Genomic DNA, 15,374 nt, shown 5'->3' on the forward strand with positions numbered 1-15,374 from the left:
GCTTATCCCTGCTGTCCGTCCTGCTTCAATTTGGCCATTTGGGCTTCATAAGCGCTCAGGAACTCCCTTCCGAACCAGATCTGGAAGTCGTCTTCCGCCTCCTTCGTGATATCAGCGTACAGATCCAGGTATTGCGTCCACAACTTGGCCTTGCGATTGGCAGGAAGCAGCGAATCGACCAGGGTGTTGTCGGTCAGGCGCTCTTCCAGGTGCACTGGATCGAATCGTTGCAGTACACGGGACAAGGCCGCACGCATGCCGGCCATGACACCGAATTGATGGGCCCGCAAGTCATCGTAGGCGTCCTTCATTGCCGGCACGGGGGGCATGAATCCCTTGCCGCGCGGTGCCAACACGCTATGCAGCGCTACTTCAACATTGGGCGAAAACTTGAGAGGATTGTTTTCGTGCATGCTGATCACGGTCATTTGCGCGTGCATTTCACGTTTGGTCATCGCTCTTGCCATTAGCAGGTCCAAGGTACCCTTCATGGATTCGCGCAGGAGCTGTCCGAACATCGCCATCATTTCAGGCGTGAGCGGAGCGCCCATTTCCAAATCCGGCACTCCGGCTCCTTCCAGGAAGGCCTTAAGCAGTTCGGCCTCCTCGACTCGGGCCGAAGGCGCGGCGGGAGTTTCCACGACAGCAGGATCCGGTAGTGCTAGTGTTGGCTGGGCCGTGTCGGGGGCGCTGGCCACCGCCTTCGCGGCCGTCCTCCCTGGCGAACCCATGACCAAGGTCTTGATGCTACCTGGAGCCTGCTCATTTTCCGTATTCCAGGATACGACCATATTTGTTGGCCCGGCCGGCACAAATGCCGCGCCCTGCCGCTGCGAACCCAGGTCGCCCTGCACACTTTCCTGCGCCTTCTGCTGGTTCCCTGCATAGGACATAGGCGGCACAAACGACGCATAGATCTCTGGCGCATCGTCGCGCTGGCTGTTCGCGCCCCATTGCGGCTGCTGCATTGCACCCAACGCCACCAGCGGGTCGACGGGTCCGTGCGTATGTGCATTTTCGGCCAAGGGATGGCCGTCTGGAAATAAACCGCCACTGGCACCGGCTCCTAGGCCAAAAAGACGGTTGATGTCCGAGCCACCGGACGGCTCAAGGCCCAGATGGAAGTCGTCCGGCTGGCTTGGGGCTTGCGGCTCCGCGTGCGAAGGCGACAGGTCGGCAAAAGGATCGAAATCGTCGGGAATACTGCCCCTGCCGGAAGCCGGGGCCTTCGAACCCTGCCAAGGCGCGCAAGCCATGCTTGTCCCACCAAATAAACCCAAAGGATCGTCAATCGGTGACGATTCGATGCTGGCCGTGTGCTGGTTCGCGGGCGGTGGCGCTTCCACCAGCAATGCGTAAGCTCCGATGCGCAATTCGTCGCCGCATGTCAGTTTGGCCTCCCGCCCGTTTCCCAGGGGGATGCCATTGACATAGACCGGTGACGCGCTGCTCAAGTCACGGATCACATAGGTTCCGGCACGGAACGCAATGGCGGCATGTGTCCTCGACACGAAGCGCTCGGGGTCCGGCAAGACCAGCGCGTTACCCGTCCCGCGTCCGATGATGCCGCCTTCTTCGCCAAACTCCGCGCCAAGCGCTGTCGGCATCGCCTGGCCGTTGAATGAAACTGCTTTGATCAAAATCATTAGGGGCCTCCGCAATGTAATCACTGTAGCCACAGCCAGCCGCTCACCAGCGCGAAAATAGAGGCGACCAGATACCATGCCTTGCTCGCCGGGACAATGTGGCCTCCGTCGCGGTAATAGCGCAAAGTCGCCGCCGTTAAGAACACCAGCGATAGAACGCTGAGAATAGTCCTGGCATCCATATCTAGTTCATCTTCTTCAGCCAGCGCTCCTGGCGCCACGCCGGCGCACTGGCAGGAAATAATTGAGACCCCGGCTGCAGCAGGCAGAGATGCTCGGCTGCAGCGATACGCTGCCGCTGGTAGCCATCCCGCAGCACATTCATGCAATGCGATACAGTGGGAGGTTCGCCCATGAAATAGCGTTCACCGGGTTTGAAGCGGTTCAGGTTTTCCTGCCACCACGCTTGCAGCTTCTGTGGATCCGGCCATGGCAGGCTGTCGTCATCGTCGATTCCCAGCTCGTCGTCTGGTTCGAAGTCCTTCGGCGGCTTTCGGTCAAGATCCAATAAGGAAAGATCCAGGCCGGTGATCATTGAAAATGCCTCCCCGGCAAGGCGCGTCGACTTCGGATCGTCCATCTGCTTGATCAGCCATGGTATGTAACTGACATCGCCCGTTGTGCCGCTGGCGGATATCAACAGCCGGAGTTCCAATGATTCCTTCGCCAACTGCTTCAGGATGGTATTCGCCTGCGCCGCATCGACTAGCTTGAGCAGCATCGGCAGAACATATCGGCGCACCTTCGCATCGTTCACCGCCAGCTCGGTTAAGAACGCGGCAGCCCGTTCCCGCTCACCCAGCAAGGCTGCCGAGCGGGCCGCCCATAGTCGGCATGCCAGGTCTTCATGTTCAATCGCCTGCAGGCAGGACGCCAAGAGGTCGCGGCGGCCGGACTCGCCAATGCAGCGCAGCGCCCTCGCCCGCAAGCGGCTGTCCGGATCGCCCAGGGACTTTTGCAGTGCGTCGCCGGGATCGACCTGGTGCATGGCGCAAGCACTGATCCCGACCTGCCGCCGAAAGGCGCTTGTGGATTGAAGAAGTTCCCGCACCGTCCCTTGCAGGAACCTGGCCGAAACCCATCCCGCTGCCGACAAAAGACCGGGCTGTATTTCAGGCATCGCTTCCGCCAACGCGAGCAGCCGATTGAGTTCAACCACGGCGCCATCTTCGATCGCGCGCGCTGCCGCCGTGAAAACTTGCCCTTTTTGCGGATTTTCCAGCGTGGCAGTGCAAGCATTGCGGCCGAAGTCGCCGGCAATGGAAATCCCATCGAGATGCGCGGCAAGGCGTTCATCCAGTCGCCGCAAATGATGCAGCTTGACATGCGGCCCCCGCACCAGGGCCGAGCGAACCCCGCGCAGAATCGCCGATTCTTCGACATGCTGCTGAATCACATTGGGCACGATATGCTGCGGACTGGTGGACATGATCAAATCCACTCAGTTAAGCTGCACGGCGCCGCCTTTAATCCGGTTCACCCCGGACGAACGGCTCAGCAAATACGTTCCCTGGATGAGCACTTTCCCGTTTTTCGAAAGTGTGACGCTCGCCTTGCCACAGCGCAGGACGAGCTGCTCCTTTGCGCTGACAATCAGGCGCTCGCCGTCCACATCCGCTTCCACCTGGCCGGGACGCTCCTCCAATGGCAATCCTTCGCCCGTGCGCAGCACGCCCATGACAATCGGCCTGTCGATATCACCGCCTTCGAACATCAGCACGACCTTGCCGCCAATGTGCGGGGCATGCAGGTCGACGACGCTGCGCGCAGCAACACCTGCGGTTCCATGCTGTCCGGAATACAGGACCAGCGGCACGCGTCCCTCTTCCTTCATCCCGATCAACTCGCCGATCACCACGCCTGCCGCCGGAAGCGCCGCTGCGGCGGCTTCCTCCGCTATCAGATCCCTGCCACTCATATCCACCTCCAGCCAGTGCTTTGCAATCAGTTTTGGAGTATCTTCGATCCCTTCATCACGATATCGCCGGTTGCCTTCGCATTGATCTTGCCCGAGCCCTTGATCGTGATGTCCTTGCCTTCGATGACGATGGTTCCGTCTTTCTTCATTGTTATACTGGCACTACCCGTCTTGATGGTCACAGAGTCGCCCGCATCGATCACCAGGTGCTTGCCAACCTTGAGTGAATCGTCGTCGCCAACCGAGGTGGTTCTGCCTTTCGAAACTTTGCTGGACTGTGAACCGCCAACGCTTTCGGACATGTTGGCGCCCACATCAGTCTTCTGGTTGGCCCCGACGTCGAGCGACTGGTTGACGCCAACGTTCACCACCTGGTTCGCGCCGACGGTGACCATCTGCATCGCACCAATGGTGACCTCCTGCGCCGCGCCCACCGTGATTGTCTCGTTGATGCCTACCGTGTGCGTGCGCTGCGCCACCACAGTCGCCGTTTCACAAGCCCCCACGGTAATGGTGCGGTTGGATGCGATGCTGATGGTTTCATTGGCGCCCACGTTTTCAGTACGGTTCGCGCCGATCGTGATCGTCTCGTTGGCCCCCACGTTTTCGGTCCGGTTGACGCCAATCGTGATGTTCTCATTGCTCCCGACCTTCTCCTTCCGGTCGACGCCGATCGTGATGGTTTCGTTGTTATCGACGGATTCCGTACGGTCATGCTTGACATGGGTAGTTTCGTCGTTGTCGATCGTCTTGGTCCGGTCATGTCCGACCCAATGCGTTTCATCGTTTTCGACTTCGATGTCCTGGTTCTTCTCGGCGTGCAGGAACACCTGCTCGGCGCCCTTCTTGTCCTCAAAACGCAATTCGTTCGCATTTGCCCCGCTGCCTGATTTGGATGAGCGGCTCAGGATGCCGGTCTGCGTCATATTGGCCGGCAGAGCATAAGGTGGCATCTGTTCAGCGTTGTACACGCGCCCGGTGATGATGGGCCGGTCCGGGTCGCCCTCCAGGAAATCGACGATCACTTCCTGTCCAATGCGCGGGATCGAGACCATGCCCCAGTTCTTGCCCGCCCAAGGATGCGAGGGACGGATCCAGCACGAGCTGTTCTCGTTCTGCTTGCCATAGCGGTCCCAGTGGAACTGGACTTTCACCCGGCCATATTTGTCGGTATAGATCTCGTCACCGGACGGGCCGACAACAATAGCCGTCTGGGGACCCTGGACGAAAGGTTTCTGCGTCACGCGCTGGGGACGGAATTGCTGGCGGCTGGCAAGCGCCGTGAAGCTGCAGTTGTAGCTGGCGCCTGCGCTCGCCGTCTCCTGCGTTTCATAAGCGTTGTATACAAGCGTATGGGTCGCCGCCATCACCAGATACTCGCGGTTCTGGTCGGCGCGTGGCTGTCCACTTAGTTTGAACAAATGCCCAACACTCAATCCGCGCGCATTGGTTGCGCCGCGCGCCAATTCAAAGCGCGTCTGCAATTCGTCCATCCTGGCTTGCACATAGCGGTTGCCGTCCGCCGCCTGCACATAGCTGCCGGGATAGTCGTAGATTTCGTAGTCCGCCAGTACATGCTCCCGTTTCACCTTGGTCTTCACCGCCAGGTCAACGGCCGGGCGCTCGAAGTCGAAATCCGTGATCTGGCAGTTACCGGGGTGGATCTCCCGCGCGTACTTCCATTGTTTTACATATTCCTGTTCGGGACGCACAACCCGTTCGGAATCGATATATGGCAGGCTGTCGCAGCCCGCGGCAGCTTGATGAGCGCTATAGGCATCGACCAGCACCATGGTATGGCGTCCCTCAGCATGCGTGAAGTAGTAGTAAATCCCCTCCTGCTCCATCAGCCGGCTGACGAAGTTGAAATCAGTCTCCCGGTACTGAACGCAGTAATTCCACTTGTGGTAACTGTCGCTCAGGTTGCTCTTCACGTCGGCCACCGCATGATCATTGAACACCTGCTTGATGATTTCCGGAACCGTCATCTCCTGGAAAATGCGGCAATCGGCCGTCCGCGTCAGGAACCACAGCCAAGGGCGCACCATGGCGCGGTAGAAATGGTAGCGGCCGGACATCCCGGATTGCGCAAAGCGCGTCACATAGCCATTAAAGTGGCGCACACCCTCGCCTTGCATTTCCAGCTTCACCGTTACATTCTTGCCCAGTATCTGGTCAAGATTGATGTCGCCGTGCTCGCTCAGGAGATCCAGTTCAAACTCGCTCAGGCGCGACAGCTCCTCACTCGCATGCATGCGGTGAAAGAGCAATACGTCTTGCCCCAACGGCGTTACGATCTCGATCGCCCTGCGCATTCCGCCCTCCCGGCCTATTCGAATCGGTAGTCGAAGTCCCCATCGCGCACGCCAACCGCAATGCTTGCGAGCGGAGTGCTTCCCAAGCTACGCGTCAGCAGCTCCACGCTGATCCTGGGTAGCATGGTGTTGGTCAAGATCGCATCGACCGCGCGCGCTCCGCTTTCCAGCTCATTGCAGCGGGCCGCAATGAGCCGGGGAACCGCCGCGTCATAGCGGAATCCGATCTTGTGCTGCTCCGCAATGCGATGACCGATGCGATCCAATTGCAGGCCAATGATGCTGCCCAGCATTCCCTCCGAGATAGGCGCGTACGGCACGACCACCAGCCGGCCCAGCAATGCTGCCGGAAACACCTTCAACAGCGGATCGCGCAGCGCCTTGACGATACCCGCCGGCTCGGGCGTCAATTCCGGATCTTTGTAAAGCTTCATCAACAGTTCCGAGCCCACATTGGATGTCAGCAGGATCAGGGTGTTCTTGAAATCGATATGCCGCCCTTCCGCGTCTTCCATCCAGCCCTTGTCGAACACCTGGAAGAAAATTTCGTGCACGTCGGGATGGGCCTTCTCGACCTCGTCCAGCAGGACCACGCTGTAGGGCTTGCGGCGCACTGCTTCGGTCAGGATGCCGCCTTCGCCATACCCGACATACCCGGGCGGCGATCCTTTCAGGGTCGACACCGAATGCGCTTCCTGGAACTCGCTCATATTGATGGTGATGATGTTCTGCTCGCCGCCGTACAGCGCCTCGGCCAGCGCCAGTCCAGTTTCCGTCTTGCCTACACCGGAAGGACCGCACAGCAGGAACACGCCGATCGGCCTGTTGGGATTATCCAGCTTGGCGCGCGAAGTCTGGATCCTGCGCGCAATCGCTTCCAGCCCCTCGCGTTGCCCGACCACCCGCTGATTCAGCGTTTGCGCCAGCGCGAGCACAGCTTCGACTTCGTCTTTCACCATCCGGCCAAGCGGAATACCGGTCCAATCGGCCACCACCGACGCTACGGCCTGGGCATCGACTGCCGGCATGATCAGCGGGCTTTCGCCCTGCATGTCGGCCAGCCGCTGTTGCAGTACTTGCAGCTTGTCCAGCGCGGCGCCGCGTCCGGCGCGCTCCGCCTGGCCGTCGACGGCAACGCCCTCCGTGCGCAACTGGCCCCGCAATGCAAGGATTTCATCCACCAGGTCTTTCTCATTGATCCAGCGCGTCTCCAGGCCATCCAGGCGGCTGCGTTCCGCCTGCAGATTGCGCTCCGCCGCGCTGCGCCGTTCAGCCGTATCGAGGCCAATCGCTTCCTCGCGGCCAATAATGGCCAATTCCGTTTCAAGCGCCTCGATGCGCCGCTTGCTGTCTTCCACCCCAGCGGGCGTCCCATGCTGGCTGATGGCGACGCGTGCGCAACTGGTGTCAAGCAGGCTGATGGCCTTGTCCGGCAATTGCCGCGCCGGGATATAGCGGCGGGACAGCCTGACAGCGGCATCGATCGCCTCGTCCAAAACCTGGATGCGATGATGCTTTTCCAATGCCCCCGCCAGGCCGCGCACCATCAGGATGGCCTTTTCCTCATCCGGTTCGTCGACCTGGACCACCTGGAAGCGCCGGGTCAGCGCCGGATCCTTCTCGATGTACTTCTTATACTCGGCCCATGTCGTCGCACCGATAGTGCGCAATGTACCGCGTGCCAGCGCTGGCTTCAGCAGGTTTGCCGCGTCCCCGGTGCCGGCCGCACCGCCTGCGCCAATCAGGGTATGGGCCTCATCGATGAACAGGATGACAGGCTTCGGCGAAGCCTGCACCTCGTCGATCACCTGTCGCAAGCGGTTCTCGAATTCCCCTTTCATACTGGCGCCGGCCTGCAACAACCCGACGTCCAGCATGAGCAGGGACATATCGCGCAATGGCGGCGGAACATCGCCGCTGGCGATACGCGCGGCAAAGCCCTCCACCACCGCCGTCTTGCCGACACCAGCCTCGCCGGTCAGGATGGGATTGTTCTGGCGCCGCCGCATCAGGATATCGACGATCTGGCGTACTTCCTCGTCGCGGCCGGTGACTGGATCAATCTCGCCTTTGCGCGCCCGTTCGGTCAAGTCCACCGCAAATCGCTTGAGCGCCTCCTGCTTGCCAAGTTGCGCCGGCGGCATTGCCCCGCTGGCCTCGCCCGGTACAGCCGACAGGCCGCTGCCGTCGCCGGAATGCAAGCTTTGTTCCGGCGATCCGTTGACGATATCGACGAAATTCTCGGTCAGGACATCAAGCTTGATCCGATCGAACTCCGGCGAAATGCGCAGGAAGACATTGCGCAGCGAGGGCGTCTTCAGGATTCCCACCGCCAGATGCCCGCTGCGCACCTGCGACGCGCCGAACATCAGCGTTGCATAGACCCAGGCCCGCTCCACCGCATTTTCGATATGCATGGACAGGTCAGAAATCGAGGTCGAGCCACGCGGCAGCCGGTCCAGCGCCGACGTCAGATCGGCAGCCAGGCGCGAAGCGTCCAGTTCGAAATAGCGTGCAATGCTGTGCAGGTCGGAGTCCTGCGCCTGCAAGATCTGCTGCACCCAATGTTCCAGTTCCACGTAGGGATTCCCACGCAGCTTGCACAGTACCGTGGCGCCCTCGATCGACTTGTAAGCCAGGCTGTTCAATTTCCCAAACAGCGCAATCCGGCTGATCTCACCCATGATGTTTTCCTTTTGACGATAAAGCGGCGGTCAAGCGTTCCGGCTCCAGCACCAGGTCGCGCGCATCCTGCGCGCGCGCTTGCGTGCCCAGCCAGGTGCTCCATCCCAGTCGCTGATACCTGCCGAGACGCGCCGCGGGAACTTGTTCGCGTTTGAGGATCAGACGCACATCCCACTCCAGTTCGAAGCAGAGATATTGGCGCACCCAGTCGACCAGTTTCGGGAGCGCCGGGCCGCCCGGGAGAAATTCTTCCAGCTGGCCCAGCGCCAAAGGGCCAAGGCAAAGGCGGAACTTGTGCTGCCGGTCCCATACCCGCCGCCCAAGCACGGCGCCAAGTCCCACGCCCGCTTGCGGACTTACGCTGGAACCGGCGAGCCGCGTGCGATCAACCTCCGCCAGCGTAAGCCAGTGCCCGACATATGGCTCCAGCGTCACCGGGAGGCGGAAATAACCGGCCAGTAGAGCCACCAGGCCGTCGGTGTTGCGTACTTGGCGCGCCAGGAGGCCGGCATAAAACAGTTTGGCGTTATCCTGGACCGCATCGCGCTCGCGTAAGCTGGCATCACCAAGACCGCACAGTGCGCCGACGTAGATCGAAAAACGGTCGTCGCGCGGCCGGTCCAGACTGACGGTTGGCTGGGCCTGGGCCCACGCCCGGTAGAACAGGGCCAGGAAACGGTGGTGGAACAGGTCCAGGAAGCGCGTCAACGCAAGGTCGCCGGAGTGCTGGCTGCGGCTGCGGGCGAATTCCGTCAGATGCAGGGGCAATGGTCCGTTTGGGCCCAGCAGGCCAAAAAAGCGGACCTCCAGCCGAGGCACCGCCGAGCCTTGCGGCTGATGGAAGGACGACAGGGTGGCTGGCGCAAAATCCAGCGCGGCCTCCTGGGCCAGGCGCAGCGCCTCGTCGGCGGGCCGCAGCGCCTGCCCAATGCGCGGCAGATGCGGGAACAGGCAATCGATACGGCGCAGCGCCTGGAAGAAATCGTGCCGGTACGGCGCCATCTCCAGTGCCTGGAAATACGTCAGATGATCAAGCCGGTCCCGCATCTGGGCTCCCAACGCATGATTTCGCCGCGCCCGGTCGAACGCAGAACGGTTTCGGTGAAGGAATTGATCGACACGTAACGGGCGAAGAACTCCTCCATGACGCTGCCGAACAGGAAAGCACTCCCGCCCTGGAACCCCATTTCGTCGACTTCCAGCTCGATTCGCAAGCCGCGCCCGAAGGAAATGGGCCCGCAGCCGCGCAACCGGCGCACGATAGGCGCGGCCCGCACGGCCTGCAGCGCGTCGATTTGCCGCTGCAGGCTGCCTCCTGTGCTGTTCGCGTACAAAGCGAGCATCTGGCGCAGGGCTTGCGCTCCCTCCCCTTCGTCCGTGTTCAGCAAGGACAGATAATTGAGCGACAAATGACTGATGAAGCGCCAGGCGGCAGCGCCTTCCCACAGGGGAGAGTGCGGCTTCGAGGGCCCCTTGACGCAGCGTATCCCCGCCACCGGGGCAGCGTGGTCCAGCACAAAATCCGACACCCCACTTCCCAGCGGCAGGTGCAAAGGGAGATCGCGGTTGGTGCACAGCGTCGTAATGGCGAGCTGGCGCAGATCGTGGCGGTACGGCGCTTCGTCAGGGTCCACCAGCGAAATGAATACCTCGCTGCCCACGTAGCTGGACCGGAAGCCGTTCCGCCTCTGCGCTTCAGACAGCACCCGAGGCTCACGCTGCGTGGTGAAGTAGGCCGCGTGCTGCCGCCCTTCGGTATGATAGGCCGCGTAAAACGGCGCGAAATGCCGTTCGCTGTCGCTGCCGACGCCGTGGCCGGTCACCCCGGTCACCTCGTAGACCTCATAATCCATCGGACGGGTGCGATCCGCCACCACATGGTAATCGTGGGAGCCATCGTTCAGATGCACCCGGTCGGCGCGTTTGGGAAACAGGTTGACCGCGGGCGCGCAGAACAGGGAAAAATTGGAGGCGTCGACCACGCTCTCCAGCGAAGCGTCGCCGCGCTCGAACAGCAGGACCACCTCCAGCTCATTACCGGCATGCCGCCGCACGCCCGGTCCAAGCCCTTGCAGGTCGATGAAGAGGAAGCGCTGCGGGAAGGAAAAATACTCCTGTAGCAGACGGTAGCCCTGGAAAGAGCGCAAGGCCGGCGGCAACAAAGCCTGCTCATCCTGGTATCCTGATTTACCGACCCTATCCGCAGGGAGGAACTGATGCCATGGCCAGGGACGGGTGGCAGGCGCCACCAGCATGCCGACACAGGCGCCAAGGCAAAGCTCGTGCAATTTGTAGGCGATTTCGTCGCTGCCGGACAGGAAGACCTGCAAGCGATCAAGCCCCAGCTGCTGGAATTGCAGGCCGGCCGTTGTTTTCAGCCGCAAGCGCACGCCGCCCTTGATCCGCTGCGCAACAGGCAGCGACGTCAACGGCAGGTCCGGCGCAAAGGAAAAGTATTCCGCCGACGCTACTTCAATCGGCCACAAGGAAAGATCCTGCGCGGTCCTGAATTCGCAGGCGACACTGTCGCCCTTGCCGGGGGCACTGCGCAGGATGCTGCCGCGGGCAATCTTCAACCCTTGCGCCAGGTTGGTATCGTCCGCCTGGGGACGAAATTGGGCGATGAGCATCGCCGGCGTCGGCGCCAGGAAATTCGGATAGACGATTTCCTGCAAACGCCGGGTAAAACGCGGAAATTCGGCATCCAGCTTGAGTTGCACGCGGGCCGCCATAAAGCCGACGCCTTCGAGCAGGCGCTCCACGTATGGATCGCTCACTTCGATGCCATCCATGCCAAGCCTACCGGCGATCTTGGGAAACTGGCGCGAGAATTCTGCGCCCATTTCACGCAAGTGCTGCAATTCCTGGTTGTAGTAGCGTAAGAGGCGCGGATCCATCTCAGCCTCCTTTACCCAGGTCCTGCAATTCCACCACACCCGTTTCGAGATCGACATCGGTGCGCAGGCACAGTTCGAGCGGCGCGGGCTGCGCCCACAAATCGCCGTGGATCTCAATTCGCACGATATTATGCTGGTCCAGTATGGAATCGAGCGACAGCGCCCGCACTTCCAGCGAAGATGGGATGATGCGGGGCTCGAAATCGAGGATGGCCTGCAGGATATTGCGCTCCATGCCGACCAGGTCCAGGGTCGACACCGTTTCGCCGGACATCGCCGGCAGGCCGAAATTGATTACGGAACGCTGCACGTGCTCATAGCCCGCCAGCCCGGCGTCGCGGCCCGGGCGCACCGCATTGAACAGCCAGGCAAGATCACGCAGGACCGCCGCCCGCAAGCGCTCCTTGCCAAGCAGGCGGTCGCCATGCGCGTCCTGCTTGTTTTCCGGCGATTCGTCCACCAGGCGGTCCAGCAAGCCCGGTTGCAGCCGTACTTGCGGCGTAAGGTCGCCCATGTGCTATCCCATTCCTTGCGTGCCTGCGGAACTTGCCTGCGCATCGATCGCGATGCGGCGTATATCCATCAGCGGCAGCTCGCCCGTGTCCGTGGCAAGCATACGTTGGCCAAGGCCCTGGTACATGCCGGGTGCCACTTCATGCCAATCGGTCTTGCCGCTCAGCAGAAGCGCGCTGTCGGAGGACAGTTCGGATCCCGGGTAGCGGGTCGGCACCAGCCCGACTGCTTCCCCACCATTGGAAAATGCGAAATGTGCCGGCATCCAGACCACATCGCGCAAGTCTTGCGGCGCCTCGATCACCACTTCACTGAGATTGGAAAAGGGCAGCCAATAGTATTTTCCATTGATGATGGCCTCGAGTACCGGGCCCAGGCGTGGATCCGCATCGGCAATCCAGTTAAAAGGCTGGTCGTCGACCGTTCCGCTGGATGCGGGAGCCCGCTCAAATGCCATGTCACGCAGTTTTTCCGCCTGCTCCATTTCGCCGCGCCCGGCATGCAGCGAGGACTCGATCAGCAGTGCCAGCCAGGCATCCGGCTGGCCGAAGACCAACGGCGCGGCGCTGCCGGCGAATACGCGCGCACGCTGGGCTTCACAGCGGATGGCAGCGCCATACATCTGCGCCATCGGCAGTGCCGCGGCATCCAGTTCCGCCGCGACGCCAAGCTGCGTCAGCGCCCGCTCCCACTGGCCAAGCACAAGCAGGAGCTGGGACAGAAAAATACGCATCTTGGCGTCGCCCGGGTTCCGTCGCACCGATTCCTGCAACAGTTGCAGGGCGACGGCCGGATCCCCGTCGCGCATGCTTTGTTCGGCATCCAGGCTATCGCTCATGAGGCTAAGCTCCAAATCATTACTGGCCCTCGTAAATATCCATCTCGAACGATGTGCTGCCGCGCCCCGCGCCGTCGGCGCCTTGCGGCTTGTACTCCACCACCAGCTTGCTGAAGGCAATGCTCAGTTCCTCGGTCAGTTCGGCGAACTCGCCCGGCGGACTTGACTGCACATTGATGGCGGAAATACGCGCCTTTGCCATGGAGATCTTGAAGTACTCGACCGGATTGGCGCCCCCGGCCTTGCGCACCGTGAGCACCGCCTCCTTCAGTACCTCATTGCTGCGCAGCGCCGCCATCAAGGCGGTGCTGGCCCGGTCCACGCGCTTCGACACCTTCAGGTCCCGCACCGCCGTTTTCCCGGTTGCCTGCCCGTGCATGTAATTGCCCTCCATGCCCCAGGACCACGCCAGCACATCGATCTCGTCCTTGTGCGAGCAATCCTGCGCCTCGCCCTTGATGGCCCCCTGCCGGGCGCCATCAATTTTCAGGAACATATCGCCTTGCGCCATCTGCCCTCCCGTCCGGCCGCTAGGCCTTCACGTTCTTCGCGATATGCCAGGCGGCTTCCACCGCCGCTTCGCCCGCACCGTCGGACTTCTGCGGCGTATATTCCATCTTGAATTCGGCAAAATTCAGCCGGATGTTCTCCGTCAGCCTGTCTTCGCCGCCGCTGCCGCCCGTCTCGATGGAAGAGACCAGGACCTCTTTCATCGTGATCTTGATGTATTCCAGCGGCTTTTCACCGGCTTTGCGGATGGTCAGCTGGGCTTCCTTGTGGTGCTTGCCATTGCATGCGGCCATGATCAGGTTGGGCGAGGATTTGTCGACGAACTTGGTCAGGTTCAGGTCATGCACGGCGACTTTTCCCGCACCGCCGCCGCCGCCCGAATGCATGGTGCCCGACTGGCTCAGGCCCCAGGTCCAGGCCAGCACGTCGATTTCGTCCTTATGCTTGTCGTCGCGCGACTCGCCCTTGATATCGTCCAGCTTTAAAAACATATCGACAGCCATGGCCTTTCTCCTTGAGTAAGTGAGTTTGCGTTCCAGTTCAGTACTTGCTTTACGCCGCCTTCGCCGATGGCAGTTTGGAAACCAGGCTAAGCGAAACGGTCAATCCCTCCAGCTGGAAATGCGGACGCAGCGAAAACTTCGAGGTGTAATAGCCTGGATTGCCCTCCACCTCTTCAACCACCACTTCGGCTGCCGCCAAAGGTTTTCGCGCCTTGGTGCTTTCCGAAGAATGCGCCGGGTCGCCGTCGACATAATTCATGATCCAGTCCTGCAGCCAGCGCTGCATATCTTCGCGCTCCTTGAAGGTGCCGATCTTGTCGCGCACGATGCACTTCAGGTAATGCGCGAAGCGGCAGCAGGCAAAGAGGTAAGGCAGACGTGCGGCCAGGTTGGCATTGGCGGTCGCATCCGGATCGTCATACTCGAATGGCTTTTGCAGCGACTGTGCGCCGATGAAGGCGGCAAAATCCGAATTCTTGCGGTGGACCAGGGGCATGAAGCCATTCTTCGCCAGTTCGGCCTCGCGCCGGTCGCTGATGGCAATTTCGGTCGGGCATTTCATATCGACGCCGCCATCGTCGGTCGGGAACGTGTGGGCAGGCAAGCCTTCGACCGAGCCGCCCGCTTCAATGCCGCGAATCCGGGAGCACCAGCCATACAGCTTGAACGAGCGGTTGATATTCACCGCCATCGCGTAGGCGGCATTGGTCCAGGTATATTTGCTATGGTCAGCTGCGCCCGTGTCCTCTTCGAAGTCGAATTCCTCGACCGGAGAGGTCTTGGCGCCATAGGGCAAACGGGCCAGGAAGCGCGGCATGGCCAGGCCGATATATCGGGCATCCTCCGATTCGCGAAGGGAGCGCCAAGCCGCGTACTCCGGCGTCGTGAAGATCTTGGTCAAGTCGCGCGGATTGGCAAGCTCCTGCCAGGAGTCCATTTGCATCACGGTCGGCGAGGCCCCGGCGATGAAGGGAGCATGCGCGGCGGCGGACACCTTGGCCATCTCGCCAAGCAGTTCAACGTCGGGCGGGCTGTGGTCGAAGGCAAAGTCCCCCACCAGGCAGCCGAACGGCTCACCGCCGAATACGCCATATTCCTCTTCATAAATCTTCTTGAACAGCGGGCTCTGGTCCCACTTCGTGCCTTTGTAGCGCTTCAGCGTTTTCCCAAATTCCGACTTCGTGATGTTCATCACGCGGATCTTCAACATCTCGTCGGTCTCGGTGTTGTTGATCAGGTAATGCAGGCCACGCCAGGTGCCCTCCAGCTTCTGGAAGTCCGGGTGGTGCATGACCAGGTTGATCTGCTCGGTCAGCTTTTCGTCGAGTGCTGCGATGATCGCCTCGATCGATTTCAGGACGTCAGTGCCGACAAGCCTGGTTTGGGCGAGCGCCTGCTCCGCCAGCGTGCGGACGGCCTCTTCGACGGCGGATTTTGCCTCGTCGCTCTTCGGCTTGAATTCCCTTTGCAGCAGGGAGGCAAACTCACTTTCCGCAAGGGCGACGCTATCCGTTTTTTCGGCTATCAGTTCGGTATCTGGCATTTCCGT

General features: G+C 61.0%; 13 protein-coding genes. All 13 read right to left on the reverse strand.

The window, feature by feature from the left end; translation table 11 throughout:
* Positions 1–2: 2 nt before the first annotated feature.
* Genes tagH through tssC form a run of 13 tightly spaced genes read right to left on the reverse strand, consistent with a single transcriptional unit; the run spans position 3 to position 15,368 of the window.
* The gene (gene tagH / locus H597_RS0128540) at positions 3–1,646 is read right to left on the reverse strand and encodes a type VI secretion system-associated FHA domain protein TagH (protein ID WP_028105127.1); all 1,644 of its coding nucleotides are present in this window, start codon (positions 1,644–1,646) and stop codon (positions 3–5) included.
* Between the two features lie 20 nt (positions 1,647–1,666).
* Positions 1,667–1,828 carry a hypothetical protein gene (locus H597_RS35445; RefSeq protein ID WP_161630658.1) on the reverse strand — a complete coding sequence of 54 codons (162 nt, stop codon included), beginning with the start codon at positions 1,826–1,828 and terminating at the stop codon, positions 1,667–1,669.
* A 2-nt stretch (positions 1,829–1,830) separates the two neighbouring features.
* Positions 1,831–3,075 carry a TIGR02270 family protein gene (locus H597_RS0128550; protein ID WP_028105128.1) on the reverse strand — a complete coding sequence of 415 codons (1,245 nt, stop codon included), beginning with the start codon at positions 3,073–3,075 and terminating at the stop codon, positions 1,831–1,833.
* Positions 3,076–3,087: 12 nt separating this feature from the next.
* Positions 3,088–3,564 (reverse strand): DUF6484 domain-containing protein, encoded by a 477-nt coding sequence (locus tag H597_RS0128555; protein WP_028105129.1) that lies wholly within the window; start codon positions 3,562–3,564, stop codon positions 3,088–3,090.
* 26 nt (positions 3,565–3,590) lie between these two features.
* A complete protein-coding gene (locus H597_RS0128560; RefSeq protein ID WP_035375431.1) occupies positions 3,591–5,879 on the reverse strand; it encodes a type VI secretion system Vgr family protein in 2,289 nt (762 codons plus the stop codon).
* Between the two features lie 14 nt (positions 5,880–5,893).
* Positions 5,894–8,563: a type VI secretion system ATPase TssH gene (tssH, locus tag H597_RS0128565; protein ID WP_028105131.1), complete on the reverse strand. Its 2,670-nt coding sequence runs from the start codon at positions 8,561–8,563 to the stop codon at positions 5,894–5,896.
* Complete coding sequence (gene tssG, locus H597_RS0128570; protein ID WP_028105132.1) at positions 8,556–9,611, reverse strand: type VI secretion system baseplate subunit TssG; 1,056 nt, start codon at positions 9,609–9,611, stop codon at positions 8,556–8,558. The genes tssH and tssG overlap by 8 nt, the downstream gene beginning before the upstream one ends.
* On the reverse strand, positions 9,587–11,461 hold the full coding sequence (gene tssF / locus H597_RS0128575; protein WP_028105133.1) for a type VI secretion system baseplate subunit TssF: 1,875 nt from the start codon (positions 11,459–11,461) through the stop codon (positions 9,587–9,589). The genes tssG and tssF overlap by 25 nt, the downstream gene beginning before the upstream one ends.
* Position 11,462: 1 nt before the next feature.
* Positions 11,463–11,975, reverse strand: coding sequence for a type VI secretion system baseplate subunit TssE (gene tssE / locus H597_RS0128580; RefSeq protein ID WP_028105134.1), 513 nt, complete (start codon positions 11,973–11,975; stop codon positions 11,463–11,465).
* A 3-nt stretch (positions 11,976–11,978) separates the two neighbouring features.
* Positions 11,979–12,812, reverse strand: a complete 834-nt coding sequence (locus H597_RS0128585; RefSeq protein WP_035375432.1) for a type VI secretion system accessory protein TagJ — start codon at positions 12,810–12,812, stop codon at positions 11,979–11,981.
* Between the two features lie 19 nt (positions 12,813–12,831).
* Positions 12,832–13,308, reverse strand: a complete 477-nt coding sequence (locus H597_RS0128590; protein ID WP_211232099.1) for an Hcp family type VI secretion system effector — start codon at positions 13,306–13,308, stop codon at positions 12,832–12,834.
* A gap of 34 nt (positions 13,309–13,342) precedes the next feature.
* Positions 13,343–13,825: an Hcp family type VI secretion system effector gene (locus tag H597_RS0128595; RefSeq protein WP_028105137.1), complete on the reverse strand. Its 483-nt coding sequence runs from the start codon at positions 13,823–13,825 to the stop codon at positions 13,343–13,345.
* Positions 13,826–13,874: 49 nt separating this feature from the next.
* Entirely contained in the window at positions 13,875–15,368 is a 1,494-nt protein-coding gene (gene tssC, locus H597_RS0128600; protein WP_051294180.1) for a type VI secretion system contractile sheath large subunit, read from the reverse strand.
* Positions 15,369–15,374: the final 6 nt, after the last annotated feature.

This window comes from Pseudoduganella violaceinigra DSM 15887, from assembly GCF_000425385.1.
In the GTDB taxonomy this organism is placed as follows: Bacteria; Pseudomonadota; Gammaproteobacteria; order Burkholderiales; family Burkholderiaceae_D; genus Rugamonas; species Rugamonas violaceinigra.

Coding starts and splice junctions, on each gene's coding strand:
- H597_RS0128590 (WP_211232099.1), bottom strand. CDS start 13,308: ATGTTCCTGAAAATTGATGGCGCCCGGCAGGGGGCCATCAAGGGCGAG.
- tssG (WP_028105132.1), bottom strand. CDS start 9,611: ATGCGGGACCGGCTTGATCATCTGACGTATTTCCAGGCACTGGAGATG.
- H597_RS35445 (WP_161630658.1), bottom strand. CDS start 1,828: ATGGATGCCAGGACTATTCTCAGCGTTCTATCGCTGGTGTTCTTAACG.
- tssF (WP_028105133.1), bottom strand. CDS start 11,461: ATGGATCCGCGCCTCTTACGCTACTACAACCAGGAATTGCAGCACTTG.
- tagH (WP_028105127.1), bottom strand. CDS start 1,646: ATGATTTTGATCAAAGCAGTTTCATTCAACGGCCAGGCGATGCCGACA.
- tssE (WP_028105134.1), bottom strand. CDS start 11,975: ATGGGCGACCTTACGCCGCAAGTACGGCTGCAACCGGGCTTGCTGGAC.
- H597_RS0128550 (WP_028105128.1), bottom strand. CDS start 3,075: ATGTCCACCAGTCCGCAGCATATCGTGCCCAATGTGATTCAGCAGCAT.
- H597_RS0128595 (WP_028105137.1), bottom strand. CDS start 13,825: ATGGCTGTCGATATGTTTTTAAAGCTGGACGATATCAAGGGCGAGTCG.
- H597_RS0128585 (WP_035375432.1), bottom strand. CDS start 12,812: ATGAGCGATAGCCTGGATGCCGAACAAAGCATGCGCGACGGGGATCCG.
- H597_RS0128555 (WP_028105129.1), bottom strand. CDS start 3,564: ATGAGTGGCAGGGATCTGATAGCGGAGGAAGCCGCCGCAGCGGCGCTT.
- tssC (WP_051294180.1), bottom strand. CDS start 15,368: ATGCCAGATACCGAACTGATAGCCGAAAAAACGGATAGCGTCGCCCTT.
- tssH (WP_028105131.1), bottom strand. CDS start 8,563: ATGGGTGAGATCAGCCGGATTGCGCTGTTTGGGAAATTGAACAGCCTG.
- H597_RS0128560 (WP_035375431.1), bottom strand. CDS start 5,879: ATGCGCAGGGCGATCGAGATCGTAACGCCGTTGGGGCAAGACGTATTG.